Here is a 14923-nt window from a genome sequence, read left to right on the forward strand (position 1 = left end):
CACAGCAGCACCAGACCCTCCGGGGGCGCGAGTTGAACCCCTGCGCCCCCGGAGTTCTCTGCACCGCCGCGTACGGAGAACAGCCCAACGGCCACCCACACGAAGGCGTGACACCTGAGCCCCGCTCGCGTGCCGCCGCCGCCGCGCCGCCGAAATCCGGAAGACTGACGGACCCGGCCAGACCCGTCGGGCAGTCCGCCCGCTTCCGGGGAAAGGGAGTCATGTCCGAAACCTCCCGTTCTCAAGCCCATGTGCAGCAGGACGCCCCCGCCGACCCCGCCGCGCCGGCGGGCCCGCGGAGCACCGGGGCCCGGAGAACCGCCCTGGGGGTCAGCGAACTCGTCCAGGCGGCGCTGCCGCTGATCGCCGAGTGGCTCCCCACCCAGCGCTGGTACGCCGGAAAGGGGCGACCCATCACCGGCCTCACCCCGATGGTCGGCACCCCGCTCCAGGTCGGCGACCCGGCCCTGCTGCACCTGCTGCTACGGGTCGAGCACGCCACCACGGCCGGCGCCCCGCACGGCGACATCTACCAACTCCTGCTCGGCATCCGCTCGGAGGGGACCGAGGACATCGAGCCCAGCGCCGTGCTCGGCCGGCTCAGCCAGGGCCCGTACGACGGCGCGGCGCTCTACGACGCGGTCCACGACCCCGAACTCACCGGGCGGCTGCTGGAACACCTCGCCACCGGCGACCGGTTCGGCTCGCTGTCCTTCCGCCGCACCCCCGGCTCCGGACTCCCCGCCAACCTCCCCGGCCGCGCCTCCACCGCCGAGCAGTCCAACAGCTCGGTCATCTACGGCACCTCGTACATCCTCAAACTGTTCCGCCGCATCCACCCCGGCACCAATCCCGACCTCGAACTCTCCCTCGCCCTCTCCCGGGCCGGCTCCACCCGGATCCCCCGGGTCGCCGCCTGGTTCGAGAGCCGCCTGGAACGCGCCGAACCCGCCACCCTCGGCCTGCTCCAGCGCTACCTGCCGGACGCCGAGGACGGCTGGGAACTCGCCCTCGACCAGGTCGGCCGGCTCAAGGGCGACCCCTCCCCCGGCAACTTCGCCATCGAGGCCCACCGGCTCGGGCGGGCCACCGCCGAAGTCCACCGGGTCCTGGCCCGCTCGATGCCGGTCGCCCGGCTCGACCGCGCCCAGACCAGCCGGCTCGCCACCACCATGGCCGACCGGCTGGACAGCGCCGTCGCCGCCGTCCCCGGCCTGCTGCGCTACCGGGCCGCGCTGCGCACCGCCTTCCAGCAGCTCGCCGACGCCCACCCCGACGGCCTGCCCGTCCAGCGCATCCACGGCGACCTGCACCTCGGACAGGCCATGCGCACCCCGCACGGCTGGGTGCTGCTGGACTTCGAGGGCGAACCCGCCAAGTCCGTCAACGAACGCCGCGAACCGCAGCCCGCACTGCGCGACGTCGCCGCGATGCTCCGCTCCTTCGACTACGCGGCCGCCCACCTGCTGGCCGGCGGCCCGGTCGACCCGGAACTCGCCCACCTCGCCGCCGCCTGGGCCCAGCGCAACCGCACCGCCTTCTGCGCCGGCTACACCGCCGGCGGCGGCGCCGACCCGGCGGCCTCACCGGAGCTGATGCGGGCCCTGGAGATCGACAAGGCGGTGTACGAGGTGGTGTACGAGGCCCGGCACCGGCCGAGCTGGCTGCCGATCCCGCTCGCCGCGATCAACCGGCTCGCCCTCACCGTCTGACCGCCCCGGCCCACCCGCACCCCCGGTTCCGCCGCCCTGGAGTTAGCCCACCCCCCGTCGCAGGAGGACCCAGCCGTGACGCCGCTCGACCCGCCAGGCCGCACCACCCGCCCCGTCCCGGCCACCTTCCTGGCCGGCCCGGACTCATCCCGGCCCGAGCCCGTCCCGGCCGAGGAGTCCGTGCCGGCCGACGAACCCGGGCCGGCCGAGGAGTCCGCACCGGTCGCGGCCCCACCCACGGCCCCGCCCACGGCCCCACCCACGGCCTCGCTGCGCCTGCCCGAGGCGCCGCTGCCGCCGTCCGAGGTGGACCGGCTGGTCGGCGGGCAGCACCACGACCCGCACGCCCTGCTCGGGGCGCACCCGGTGCACGGCGGCACCGCGATCCGGGTACTGCGCCCGCTCGCCGAGCGGGTGGTCGTCGAGACCACCCAGGGCCCGGCCGAACTCACCCACCAGCAGGGCGGGTTGTTCACCGGACTGGTGGCCGGCGCCGACGTCCCGGACTACCGGCTGCTGGTGACCTACCCCGGCGGCGAGCCGCTGGTCCAGCACGACGGCTACCGCTCCCCGCCCACCCTCGGCGAACTCGACCTGCACCTGATCTCCGAGGGCCGGCACGAGCAGCTCTGGCAGGCCCTCGGCTCGCACGTGCGCACCGTCGACGGCGTCGCCGGCACCGCCTTCGCGGTCTGGGCACCGAACGCCGTCGGCGTCCGGCTGATCGGCGACTTCAACCACTGGGACGGCACCGGGCACCCGATGCGCTCGCTCGGCTCGTCCGGGATCTGGGAACTCTTCGTCCCGGGCCTCGCCGAGGGCGCCGCGTACAAGTACGAGATCCACACCCGGCAGGGCTGGGTGCTCGACAAGGCCGACCCGCTCGCCCGGGCCGCCCAGTGCCCGCCCGCCACCGCCTCGGTGGTCACCTCCTCCGACTACCGCTGGCAGGACGGCGAGTGGATGGCCCGCCGGGCCCGCACCGCGCACCACCGGGCACCGATGTCCGTCTACGAGCTGCACCTGGCCTCCTGGCGGCCCGACCTCACCGACTACCGCGCCATCGCCGAAGAACTGCCGCGCTACCTCAAGGAGTTGAACTTCACCCACGTGGAGCTCATGCCGGTGATGGAGCACCCCTTCGGCGGCTCCTGGGGCTACCAGGTGTCCGGCTACTACGCCCCCACCGCCCGGCTCGGCGGCCCGGACGACTTCCGCCACCTGGTCGACACCCTGCACCGGCACGGCATCGGCGTGATCGTCGACTGGGTGCCCGCCCACTTCCCCAAGGACGCCTTCGCACTCGCCCGCTTCGACGGCGAGCCGCTGTACGAGCCCGCCGACCCGCTGCGCGCCGAGCACCCCGACTGGGGGACCCTGGAGTTCGACTACGGCCGCACGGAGGTGCGCAACTTCCTCGTCGCCAACGCGGTCTACTGGTGCGAGGAGTTCCACATCGACGGCCTGCGGGTGGACGCCGTCGCCTCGATGCTCTACCTCGACTACTCCCGCGAGGGCGGCGCCTGGACACCCAACCAGCACGGCGGCCGGGAGAACCTGGACGCGGCCGCGTTCCTCCAGGAGATGAACGCCACCGTCTACCGGCGCTGCCCCGGCGTGGTCACCATCGCCGAGGAGTCCACCGCCTGGGACGGCGTCACCCGCCCCACCGACGCCGGCGGCCTCGGCTTCGGGCTCAAGTGGAACATGGGCTGGATGCACGACTCGCTGGTCTACATGTCCAAGGAGCCGGTGCACCGCAAGTACCACCACAACGAGATCACCTTCTCGATGGTGTACGCCTACTCGGAGAACTACGTCCTGCCGATCTCGCACGACGAGGTGGTGCACGGCAAGCAGGCGCTGGTCTCCAAGATGCCCGGCGACTGGTGGCAGCAGCGCGCCAACCACCGCGCCTACCTGGGCTTCATGTGGTCCCACCCGGGCAAGCAACTGCTCTTCATGGGGCAGGAGTTCGCCCAGGGCGCGGAATGGGACCACGAGCAGGGCCCGCAGTGGTGGGTGCTCGACGAGCAGTGGCCCGCCCACCGGGACCACCACGGCGTCCGCCGGCTGGTCCGCGACCTCAACCGGCACTACCTGGACACCCCCGCCCTCTGGGAACGGGACACCACCCCGGACGGCTTCCGCTGGCTCGACGGCGGCGCCGCCGAGGACAACCTGCTCTCCTTCGTCCGGTACGCGGCCGACGGCTCGCCGCTGGTCGCGGTCTGCAACTTCTCCCCGGTCGTCCGGCACGGCCACCGGGTCGGCCTGCCCGACCTGGACGGCCGCGACCAGCTGTGGGAGGAACTGCTCAACACCGACGCCGAGGCCTACGGCGGCGGCGGCATCGGCAACTCCCACCCGATCAAGGCCGAACCGACCCCCTGGCACGACCAGCCCCGCTCCGCCGAACTCGTCCTCCCCCCGCTCGCCACCCTCTGGCTCCGCCCGGCCCGCTGAGGGCCTGAGCGCCTGCCCGGCCGGGCAGGCGCTCAGCTCGGTGCCGACACCGGGAAGCCGAGGTCCTCCGCGGCCCTGCCCAGCTCGCGGTCGTAGGTGATGAACTCGGTCAGCTCCGTGCGGAACGGGTCCGCGCTGGCCAGGTGCAACGCGTCCAGCGAGCCGAGGCGCGGAGTGCGGTAGGAGAGCGCCCGGGCGAGCACCGCGCTGCTGAGGTCGACCTGGTAGCTGCCCCGGAGCGCCTGGTCCACGTAGTAGGGGACCTGCTGGTGGGCCAAGCCCGCCCGGAGCAGGGTGCGGGTGATCTCCAGCCGGGCCAGCGCGCTGGTGATCAGCTCCGTCCCGGTGGGCAGCGCCTGCCGCCACGCCCGCAGTGCGGCCGTCTCCGGCTCCGGCTTGATGAACTTCAGCAGCGCACAGGAGTCGAGATAGATCAACGCTCCCGCTCCCGTTCACGGTCTTCCACCAGGACGTCCGAGAGGCTGCCGATGTCCGGCAACAGGTCGAGGGCCAGCTCGGGCATGCCCTCCTCGGCGGGAGGGGTGACCTCGCCGGCCGCGATCATGCGCTCGAGGGTCGTCGCCGGGGGCTCCTCCGGCACCAGTCTCAGCACGGGCCGCCCGCGGTCGGTGACGACGATCGTCTCGCCGGCCCGGACCCGCGCGACCGCCTTGGACGGGTTCTGGTTCAGCTCACGCAGTCCCATGGTCTCCATGCCCTCCAATGTAACTACGTCATGTAGGTACATCAAGGGCGGGTGACAGCGCAAACCCCGAGCCCAGGACGTTCAGCCCTTGCCCCGACGTGGCCGCTCTGCTCGCGGACGCCCGTTCGCAGTGCGAAGGTATGGTCGATATGGCCATATTCCGAGACGACGGGACGGAGACACCCACGTGGCGCGCAGCGTGTACGTGACCGGTATCGACCGGGGGGACGGCCGGCAGGCGGTCGAACTCGGGGTCATGGAACTGCTCACCCGCCAGGTGGACCGGGTCGGGGTGTTCCGGCCGCTGGTGCACGCGCACGCGCCCGGCGGAGAGCCGGGCTCGGACCACGTGGTGGAACTGCTGCGCGGCCGCTACCGGATCGACCTGCCGAGTTCCGAGCTGTACGGGCTCAGCTACGAGGAGGCCGCCGCGCTGCAGGCCGCCCGGGGGCAGGACGAGCTGGTCTCCGCCCTGGTCGACCGCTTCCGCGCGCTGGAGCGGCGCTGCCAGGCGGTGCTGGTGCTCGGCACCGACTTCGCCGACACCAACATCCCGGACGAGCTGGCCTTCAACGCCCGGCTGGCCAACGAGTTCGGCGCCGCCGTGCTGCCGGTGGTCGGCGGGCACGCCGAGGACCCGGAGGCCGTGGTCGCCGAGGTCCGCAACGCCCACCGGGCGTTCACCGACCTGGGCTGCGAGACCCTGGCGATGATCGCCAACCGGGTCGCCCCGGGCGCCAAGCAGCGGATCCAGCGCAAGCTCACCGAGAAGCTGCCGATCCCGGCCTACGTCATCCCGGAGGAGCCGGCGCTGGCCGCGCCGACCGTCGCCCAGCTGGTCGAGACGACCGGCGCCGAGGTCCTGCTCGGGGACGCCGCCGGCCTGGCCCGGGACGTCCGCGGCTTCGTCTTCGGCGGCGCCATGCTGCCCACCTTCCTGGACGCCCTGACCGAGGGCGCCCTGGTCGTCACCCCCGGGGACCGCGCCGACCTGGTGATCGGCTCGCTGGCCGCGCACGCCGCCGGCGCCCCGCCGATCGCCGGCGTGCTGCTGACGCTCGGCCAGCACCCCGGCCCGAACGTGCTGGCGCTGGCCGCCCGGCTCGCCCCCGGCACCCCGGTCGCGGTCGTCCCGGAGGGCAGCTGGCCGACCGCCGCGACCCTCACCCACCTGGAGGGCAAGCTCACCGCGGCCAGCCCGCGGAAGGCCGAGATCGCCCTCGGACTGTTCGAACTGCACGTCGACACGGCCGAGTTGACCAACCTGATCGAGGTCGGCCGATCCGAACGCGTCACCCCGATGATGTTCGAGCACGAGCTGCTGGAGCGGGCCCGGGCGAACCGGCGGCACGTCGTCCTGCCGGAGGGCACCGAGGAGCGGGTGCTGCGCGCGGCCGAGATCCTGCTGCGCCGCAACATCTGCGACCTCACCCTGCTCGGCGAGGCCGACGCGGTGCGCCGCAAGGCCGCGAGCCTCGGCATCGACCTCCCGCAGGAGCAGTCGGGCGCCGACCGCGCCCAGGTCCGGATCGTCGACCCGACCACCAGCCCGCTGCGCCGCCAGTTCGCCGAGCTGTACGCCCGGCTGCGCGCCCACAAGGGGGTGACCGTCGAGCTGGCGCTGGACGTGGTCACCGACGTCTCGTACTTCGGCACCCTGATGGTCCAGGAGGGCATCGCGGACGGCATGGTCTCCGGCGCGGCGCACTCCACCGCGGCAACCATCCGGCCCGCCTTCGAGGTGATCAAGACCTCGCCGGGCGCGGCCATCGTGTCGAGCGTCTTCTTCATGTGCCTGGCCGACAAGGTGCTGGTGTACGGCGACTGCGCGGTCAACCCCGACCCGGACGCCCAGCAGCTGGCCGACATCGCGATCCAGTCCGCCGCCACCGCCGCCCAGTTCGGGGTGGAGCCGCGGGTCGCGATGCTCTCGTACTCGACCGGCACCTCCGGGTCCGGCGCGGACGTCGACAAGGTCCGCAAGGCCACCGAGCTGGTCCGCGAGCTGCGACCGGACATCCTGGTCGAGGGCCCGATCCAGTACGACGCGGCGGTGGACGCCCACGTCGCGGCCACCAAGCTGCCGGGCTCCGCGGTGGCGGGCCGGGCGACCGTGCTGATCTTCCCGGACCTCAACACCGGCAACAACACCTACAAGGCGGTCCAGCGCTCGGCGGGCGCGGTGGCGGTCGGCCCCGTCCTCCAGGGCCTGCGCAAGCCCGTCAACGACCTCTCGCGCGGCGCGCTGGTCCAGGACATCGTCAACACCGTCGCGATCACCGCCATCCAGGCCCAGGACGACAAGGAGCAGCAGGCATGAGCGAAGGAACGCGCGTCCTCGTCCTGAACGCCGGCTCCTCGTCGGTGAAGTACCAGCTGATCGACATGCTGGACGGCGCCCGGCTCGCCTCCGGGCTGGTGGAGCGGATCGGCGAGCCCGGCGGGCGGCTGGTGCACACCCCGCCCTCGGGCGGGCCGCGCGAGCTGCCGCAGCTCTTCCCGGACCACTCCGCCGCCCTGAAGGCCGTCGCCGAGGAGCTGGCCGCCGACGGCCTCGGACTGGACTCCCCCGAGCTGGCCGCGATCGGCCACCGGGTGGTGCACGGCGGCAAGCGCTTCACCGAGCCGACCGTGGTCACCGACGACGTGCTCAAGGAGATCCGCCGGCTGATCCCGGTCGCCCCGCTGCACAACCCGGCCAACATCACCGGCATCGAGGTGGCCCGCGCGCTGCGCCCGGACCTCCCCCAGGTGGCCGTCTTCGACACCGCCTTCCACGCCTCGATGCCCGAGTTCTCGGCCCGGTACGCGATCGACAAGGCCGTGGCCGACGAGCACCGGGTGCGCCGCTACGGCTTCCACGGCACCTCGCACCAGTACGTCTCGCGGGCCACCGCCCGGCTGCTCGGCAAGGACCCGGCCGAGGTCAACGTGATCGTGCTGCACCTGGGCAACGGCGCCTCCGCCTCGGCGGTCGCCGGCGGCCGCTGCCTGGACACCTCGATGGGCCTGACCCCGCTGGAGGGCCTGGTCATGGGCACCCGCTCGGGCGACATCGACGCCGGTGTGGTGTTCCACCTGCACCGGGTGGGCGGGCTGTCGATCGACGAGATCGACGACCTGCTCAACCGCCGCAGCGGTCTGCGCGGCCTGTGCGGCGACAACGACATGCGCGAGATCATGCGCCGGGCCGAGGCCGGGGACGCGGACGCGAGGCTCGCCTTCGACGCGTACATCCACCGGCTGCGCAAGTACATCGGCGGCTACTACGCGGTGCTCGGCCGGGTGGACGCGATCGCGTTCACCGCGGGCGTCGGGGAGAACGCGGCGCCGGTGCGCGCGGCGGCCACCGCCGGGCTGGAGGAACTGGGCATCGCGGTCGACCCCGAGCTGAACTCGGTGCGCTCCGGCGAGGCCCGGATCATCTCGCCCGAGTACGCCCGGGTGACGGTCGCCGTGGTCCCCACCGACGAGGAACTGGAGATCGCCCGACAGGCCTTCGCCCTGGTGCACCGGCGGTCCGGGGACTGACCGGCGTCCGTCTCGCCCCTCGGAATCCTTCGTCGGCGATTCCTCACGATTCGTGCCGAATGCACCTATAACACGAACGGATAGACTGATCCATATGCGCCGAGCGAAAATTGTCTGCACCCTGGGTCCGGCGACGGACTCCTACGAACAGCTGAAGGCCATCGTCGAGGCGGGCATGAACGTCGCCCGACTGAACATGAGCCACGGCAACCACGCGGACCACGAGGAGCGGTACCGCAAGGTCCGCCAGGTCTCGGAGGACACCGGCAAGGCCATCGGCGTCCTGGCCGACCTCCAGGGTCCCAAGATCCGTCTGGCGACCTTCGCCAACGGCCCGGTGACCGTCGACAACGGCGACGAGTTCACCATCACCACCGAGGACGTCCCCGGTGACCAGCACATCTGCGGCACCACCTACAAGGGCCTGCCCGGCGACGTCAAGCCCGGCGACCCGATCCTGATCAACGACGGCGTCATCGCCCTGGAGGTCGTCAGCGTCGACGGCCCGCGGGTGAAGACCGTGGTGGTCGAGGGCGGCGTGCTCTCGAACAACAAGGGCATCAACCTGCCCGGCGCGGCCGTGAACGTGCCCGCCCTGTCCGAGAAGGACAAGGACGACCTGCGCTTCGCGCTGCGCCTGGGCGTCGACATGGTCGCCCTGTCCTTCGTCCGCAACGCGGACGACATCAAGGACGTCCACGAGGTCATGGACGAGGTCGGCATCCGCCTGCCGGTCATCGCCAAGATCGAGAAGCCGCAGGCCGTCGAGGCCATGGAGGAGATCGTCCTCGCCTTCGACGCCATCATGGTCGCCCGCGGCGACCTCGCCGTCGAGTACCCGCTGGAGCGGGTGCCGCTGGTCCAGAAGCAGCTGATCACGCTGGCCCGCCGCAACGCCAAGCCGGTCATCGTCGCCACCCAGATGATGGAGTCGATGATCCACGCCTCGCGCCCCACCCGCGCCGAGGTCTCCGACGTCGCCAACGCCATCCTGGACGGCACCGACGCGGTCATGCTGTCCGCCGAGTCCAGCGTCGGCAAGTACCCGATCGAGACCGTCCGCACCATGAGCCGGATCGCCGAGAAGGCCGAGGAGGAGCTGCTCTCCCACGGCCTCCAGCCGCTCAACCCGGGCCGCAAGCCGCGCACCCAGGGCGGCTCGATCGCCCGCGCCGCGTGCGAGCTGGGCGACTTCCTGAACGGCCAGGCGCTGGTCGCGTTCACCAAGTCCGGTGACACCGCCCGCCGCCTGTCCCGCTACCGCTCGCCGATCCCGGTGATCGCGTTCACCCCGGACGTCGCCACCCGCAACCAGCTCTCGCTGAGCTGGGGCGTCGAGGCGCACGTCACCGAGCAGGTCGGGTCCACCGACGAGATGGTCGCCCAGGTCGACCGCGAGCTGCTCAGCATGGGCCAGCTCGCCGAGGGCGCGACCGTCATCGTCACCGCCGGCTCGCCCCCCGGCATCCCCGGCAACACCAACATGGTCCAGGTGCACCACCTGGGCACCCGGGGCGAGTAACACCCCGTGGCACCGACGCCCGTGGGGCGGTCCTCCGGTGGAGGGCCGCCCCACGGGCGTTCTTGCGACGCCGTCGCCGCCGGGGCGCGGCTACCGGTCGCCTACTTGTCGCTGTACGGCGCGTCGTCGTTGAACAGGTGCATGCCGGGGATGGTCAGCGTGCCGCCGAACTGGCCGGCCTGCTTGGCGGTGACCCCGGTCAGCTCCAGGTCCAGTGGGATCGGGATCGAGCCGATCAGGTCGTAGAGCCAGCGCGGCAGGGTGTCCGGGGTGAGGGTGATCTCGCCCAGGTCGATCGGGATCGGCAGGCCGAGCAGCTTGGAGAGGTGGCCGGACAGCCGCTCCACGTACATGGTGACCGGGCCCTTGCGCATGGTCGAGGTCGAGCCCGGGGCGCCCTGCACGTGGAAGGTCACACCGTTGCCCTGCAACGTCGACATGTCGAGGTTCTCGATGTCCACGCTGTCCACCACGAACTTCAGCACCCGCTTGGTGCCAGTCGGGGTCCGCACGTCGTAGACGCCGTGGAAGACGGCGCCGTGCAGGCCGAGCCGGCTGGTCTGCAGCGTCCAGTTCTGCTCCGGGACGACGTCCCCGGTGGCGGGCGCGCCGGCGGTCAGGCCGCGGGTGTCCACCGCACAGTTGGGGTTGGCGCTCGGCGAGGAGGACGGGGTGTCAGTGGCGGTCTCTGACGGCGTGGAGGGGGTCGTCTTCGGGCTCGCCTTGCCGCTCGCCTTGCCGCTCGCCTTGCCGCTCGGCTTCCCGGCGGTGCCGTCGGCCGCGCCACCGGTCGCGGACGCCGTCGGGGCGGGCGAGGCCTGGTCGCCCGCTGGGGCCTGGTCGCCGGTGCCGGCGGCGGGCGGCGGGGTGCCGGGCTGCGCGTCGGCCGGGGCCCCGGTCGCCGGGGCCTGCGGCTGGGCTGGCGTCCCGGCGCGCGGGGCCGGCGCGGGGGCCTGGGTGGTGACCGGCGCGGGGGTGTCGACCGGCTTCGCGCTCGGCGTCGGGCTCGGTGAACTACCCGGGTTCAGCAGGTGGTTGACGCCGCCCAGGATGTCGTCGATCAGCCCGGCCCGGCTGGCCGTGCCAGCGCCTGTGCCTGCGCCGCCGGAGCCGCCCTGGTGAACCGCGCTCACGCTGCCCGAACCGCCGGCCGCGGCGGAGCGGGCGGCCGGCGGCGTGGTGGCCGTGCCGGTCGGGGTGGCGGTCGGTGTCCCGGTGCCGCTCGGCGTACCGGCCGGCGCGGAGGGCTGCTGGGTGGGCGCGGTGGTCGGCGTCTGGGTGGGGATCGCGCTCGGCCCCGTCGAGGGCGCTGTCGGGGGCACGGTGGACGGGCCGGGCGGCGGCTCGGGCAGCTCGCTCTTGGGGACGGGCGTCTCCAGCGGCGCGACGTCCGGCACGGTGGCGGGCGCGGTGCCACAGGCCTTGCCCGACTCGGCGACGGCCGGGTTCGGGGTGTACGCGGCGGCCATCAGCAGCGCGGTCGGCACCGCGGCCATCGCCAGCGCGCGGCCTCTCAGCCGGGCCCGGACGGGTGTGCGCGGCGCCGCGTGCCGACCGGCGCGCTGCTGCACGGGGACGGCGGCGCCGTCCGGTTGCTCCGCCGGCCCGGTCACCGCGCCTCCTCGGGGTCCCCGGTGGCGGCCTGCCGCGGGACGGTGCCCTCGGCGGCGGGCCCGGTGGCCGACTGCTGCGGCTCGCCCTGGGCGGGCAGCTCGGCAGTGGGCGCCTCGGCGGCCTCGGCCACCTCGGCGCTCTCCGTCGCGACGCTCTTGGCTACCGCGTTCTCCGCGACCGCGTTCCCGGCCACGTCGGCCTCAGCGGTACCGACCTCGGCCGCCCGGCGGGACCTGCGGGACTTCCCGGACTCCGCCGCACCGGCCTTCGGCTCCGGCAGCGGCGCCCAGGAGACCATCAGCCCGCCGCCGATCAGGCCCGGCAGCAGGGCCAGGCCGAAGCCCGCCAGGTTGGAGACCGGGATGGAGACCAGCGTCAGCAGGATGGTCGCGATCCCCGCGAAGACCCGGACGGCGGGCTGGAACCAGCCGGTCAGACCGAGGATGATCATCAGCACTCCGATGATCATCGACCCGGCGCCCGCCGTGGTGGACATCGCGATGGTCAGGCCCCCGAGCGACAGGTGCGCGTAGGGGAAGTACAGGATCGGGACGCCGGCGATCATGGCCAGCAGGCCGCCCCAGAAGGGCCTGGTGCGGCGGAACACGCGGAAGTGCCGCCAGAGCCACCCGATCGGATTCTGGTGGCCGGTCCCGGTTTCGACCGTTGCGCTGGACATGGTGCGACTCCTCGACGTCTCTACGAGGGGAAAGACAATGGGGGTAAGGCCGGGAACGGCGGTCGCCCGCCGCCCCCGGCCTACGAGGACCCGTCATTCGGGTGCGCCGGCCGGCGCACCGTCAGGCCGGGCTCAGAAGCACTCGTTGCCCGGACCGTCGCCGTGCTTGAGCGACAGGTTCAGTCCACTGAGCACGAAGTTGCCGGCCGAGGTGGCGCGCGCGGTCTGCTGGACGTTGTCCAGCGTGGCTCCCTCGGCGGCCTGGGCGAAGCCCGTGGGGCCGGTCGGCAGGCCCTTGCCCCCGCCCGCCTTGGTGACCCCGGCGTGCGGAGTCCAGCCCTGGGTCGCCGTGCCCGGGAGGGTGGAGGCGTCCTGGCCGATGTTGATGTTCTTGAAGGTCGCGTCGGCCTTCAGCTGCTCCAGGTCGATGAGCAGGTTGTCGGCGTGTACCGGCTTGCTGCCCGGGCCACCCGCGTTCAGCTGGAGGGTGATCTTGCCGAGGCCGAACGCGGACAGGTCGGTCACCACGGACTGGCACAGGTTGGTGATGTCGGCCGAGTCGAAGGCCGAGACGGCGACCGGGTGCGGCGTGCCGTTGGCCTCGATGTCGACGGTGCCGAACTGCGAGAAGTTCTTGCCCTCCAGGTGCGGAGTGCTCACCTTGAACTGCTGACCGGAGATGCTGAACGAGGCGGCGAGCGCACTGTTGGCGATCGAGACGCCGACCATCGCGGTGGCCGCGACGCTCGGCACCATCACCAGGGCGAAGCGCTTCCAGCGGGTCTTGCCGTAGGTCTGGGACATGCGAGTCCTCCTTCTAGGACGTACATCTCCGGCTCCCCGGCGGCGCGCCCGCGCCGGTGGGGGACTGGGATGGGAGAGAGCTACGTCCTCGGTAGCGGAGAGCGCCTTGGGCGTCGTCGGACGCGGGAGCGGCCGGCGTACAGCGGCACTCCCGTCCCTTCACCGGCCGCCCTTGCGGGGCGGCGGGCAGGACCGACGACATCGGCGATCACCCCCGAGCGACAACCAGCGACCGCGCAGGGCCGCGCGGCCGGTCGAAGGACAGGAACCGCCGTGGGACCGCGGATACCCCCCTGCCCTCCCTACCGCCGGCCGGGGCCGGCGGACCACCCGGTGGGGATCCCTCGCTCCACGTGGCCGACCGCTGTCGGAGGGCGTGGGGTCAGGGACCGGGCGTCGCCGATCGTGCTCGAATCCCGGGCGAAGCACAAGAGGTTCCTTACTGACGGGTAATGCAACACCCGGCGGCGTTGATCATGGAACCGGCGTGACATGCACCGTGCGTGACGTCTTGAAGGAAACGTGACGAAGAAATCCGCCGGAAACACCAACGAAACACCCGTGGACAGTCACCAAGTGTGACTGTCCACGGGTGTTGTCAAGATTTGGTAAACCTCTGTCCGGTTGGCCGTATTGTCGCCAAATCACCCGGCGACACCGCAGGTCATCCGACGTGCCAAGACGTGTCCGAGACCTGCCCAGGACCCGTCCAGGACCCGTCCGAGACCTGCCCGGCCCGGCCCGGAAACAGCGTCAGAACAGCACGCGCGCCAGCGCCGTACGGGCCGCGGTGACCCGCGGGTCCTCCGGGCCGATCACCTCGAACAACTCCAGCAGGCGCAGCCGGGCGGCGTCCCGGTCCTCGCCCGCCGTCCGGCCGACGGTGTCCACCAGCCGGCCGAAGGCGTCCTCGACGTGACCGCCCACCAGGTCCAGGTCGGCCGCCCGCAGCTGGGCCGCGACGTCCTTCGGGTCGGCCGCGGCCGCCGCGCGGACGGCCTGCGGGTCCACGCCCTCGATCCGCTGCAGCAGTTCGGCCTGGGCGAGGCCCAGCTTGGCCTCGGTGTTGCCCGGCTGGTCGGCCAGCACGTTCCGGTAGGCCTGGACGGCGCCGCCCAGGTCGCCGCTGTCCAGCGCGTCGTGCGCGGCGGCCAGGGCCGGGTCCTCCGGTCGCTGCGGGGCCTCGTCCGGTGCCTCGCCCGGGGCACCGGCGCCGCCGACCACGCCGAAGCGCTGCTCGGCGACCAGGATCAGCTGGTCCAGCACCTTGCGGACGTTGGCCGCGCTCTCGGCGCCCTGGAACAGCGGCACCAACTGGCCGGCCACCACGGCCATCACGGCCGGGATGCCCTGGATGCCGAACTGCTGGGAGATCAGCGGGTTGGCGTCCACGTCGATCTTGGCGAGCACGAACCGGCCGGCGTACTCCTCGGCCAGGCCCTCCAGGATCGGGCTGAGCTGCTTGCAGGGGCCGCACCACTCGGCCCAGAAGTCGATGACGACCGGCACCTCGGTGGAGCGCTGGACGACCTCGGTCTCGAAGGTGTCCTCGGTGACGTCGATGACGAGCGCGTAGGCGGACTGGGCGGGTGCGACTCCGGCCGCTTCGGCGGCGGCCGCCTGACGGGCCCGCTCGACCCGGGCCTGCTCGGCCTTCTGGGCAGCCTCGCCGGCTGCCTTCACTGCGGCGAGGTCGACCGCACCGCGCAGGGCGGAGCTGTTGAGACGCGAATTCCGTGGCTGCATGACACCATCCTCCCCCGTCCGCGCCGCCTGCTTGCAACCAACTTCGGGAAAGTCGCCCCGCGCGGGCCGCATGACGCGGGTTCCCCGGCGCGGCGGCCATCCCCCGGTAGCCTGAACCGTTCGGCGCGGATCCCCACCCGCAC

11 protein-coding genes are annotated in these 14923 nt (G+C 72.8%); 5 read left to right on the top strand and 6 right to left on the bottom strand.

Going from position 1 to position 14923, the window contains the following annotated elements; all coding sequences use genetic code 11:
• Positions 1–221 precede the first annotated feature (221 nt).
• On the top strand, positions 222–1712 hold the full coding sequence (locus ACIPLC_RS06010; protein ID WP_400471486.1) for a phosphotransferase: 1491 nt from the start codon (positions 222–224) through the stop codon (positions 1710–1712).
• A 75-nt stretch (positions 1713–1787) separates the two neighbouring features.
• Complete coding sequence (glgB, locus tag ACIPLC_RS06015; protein ID WP_400471488.1) at positions 1788–4178, top strand: 1,4-alpha-glucan branching enzyme; 2391 nt, start codon at positions 1788–1790, stop codon at positions 4176–4178.
• Between the two features lie 32 nt (positions 4179–4210).
• On the opposite strand, the gene ACIPLC_RS06020 is transcribed toward glgB, so the two are convergent.
• Entirely contained in the window at positions 4211–4615 is a 405-nt protein-coding gene (locus tag ACIPLC_RS06020) for a type II toxin-antitoxin system VapC family toxin (protein ID WP_400471490.1), read from the bottom strand.
• Complete coding sequence (locus ACIPLC_RS06025) at positions 4612–4893, bottom strand: type II toxin-antitoxin system Phd/YefM family antitoxin (RefSeq protein WP_400471491.1); 282 nt, start codon at positions 4891–4893, stop codon at positions 4612–4614. The genes ACIPLC_RS06020 and ACIPLC_RS06025 overlap by 4 nt, the downstream gene beginning before the upstream one ends.
• 178 nt (positions 4894–5071) lie before the next feature.
• Between ACIPLC_RS06025 and pta the strand changes: the two genes are divergently transcribed.
• The 3 genes from pta (at position 5072) to pyk (ending at position 9937) form a co-directional block, all read left to right on the top strand.
• Positions 5072–7204: a phosphate acetyltransferase gene (gene pta, locus ACIPLC_RS06030; protein WP_400471493.1), complete on the top strand. Its 2133-nt coding sequence runs from the start codon at positions 5072–5074 to the stop codon at positions 7202–7204.
• Positions 7201–8415 (top strand): acetate kinase, encoded by a 1215-nt coding sequence (locus tag ACIPLC_RS06035; protein ID WP_400471495.1) that lies wholly within the window; start codon positions 7201–7203, stop codon positions 8413–8415. The genes pta and ACIPLC_RS06035 overlap by 4 nt, the downstream gene beginning before the upstream one ends.
• 94 nt (positions 8416–8509) lie before the next feature.
• On the top strand, positions 8510–9937 hold the full coding sequence (pyk, locus tag ACIPLC_RS06040; protein ID WP_400471497.1) for a pyruvate kinase: 1428 nt from the start codon (positions 8510–8512) through the stop codon (positions 9935–9937).
• Between the two features lie 101 nt (positions 9938–10038).
• On the opposite strand, the gene ACIPLC_RS06045 is transcribed toward pyk, so the two are convergent.
• The 4 genes from ACIPLC_RS06045 to ACIPLC_RS06060 form a co-directional block, all read right to left on the bottom strand.
• Positions 10039–11550 (bottom strand): hypothetical protein, encoded by a 1512-nt coding sequence (locus tag ACIPLC_RS06045; protein WP_400471499.1) that lies wholly within the window; start codon positions 11548–11550, stop codon positions 10039–10041.
• A complete protein-coding gene (locus ACIPLC_RS06050; protein ID WP_400471501.1) occupies positions 11547–12230 on the bottom strand; it encodes a DUF6114 domain-containing protein in 684 nt (227 codons plus the stop codon). Before ACIPLC_RS06050 ends, ACIPLC_RS06045 begins: the two co-directional genes overlap by 4 nt.
• 132 nt (positions 12231–12362) lie before the next feature.
• Positions 12363–13034: a DUF6230 family protein gene (locus ACIPLC_RS06055; RefSeq protein WP_400471503.1), complete on the bottom strand. Its 672-nt coding sequence runs from the start codon at positions 13032–13034 to the stop codon at positions 12363–12365.
• Between the two features lie 753 nt (positions 13035–13787).
• Positions 13788–14780 carry a tetratricopeptide repeat protein gene (locus tag ACIPLC_RS06060; protein WP_400471505.1) on the bottom strand — a complete coding sequence of 331 codons (993 nt, stop codon included), beginning with the start codon at positions 14778–14780 and terminating at the stop codon, positions 13788–13790.
• Positions 14781–14923 lie beyond the last annotated feature (143 nt).

It is taken from the genome of Kitasatospora sp. NPDC086801 (assembly GCF_044745805.1).
GTDB lineage: Bacteria > Actinomycetota > Actinomycetes > Streptomycetales > Streptomycetaceae > Kitasatospora.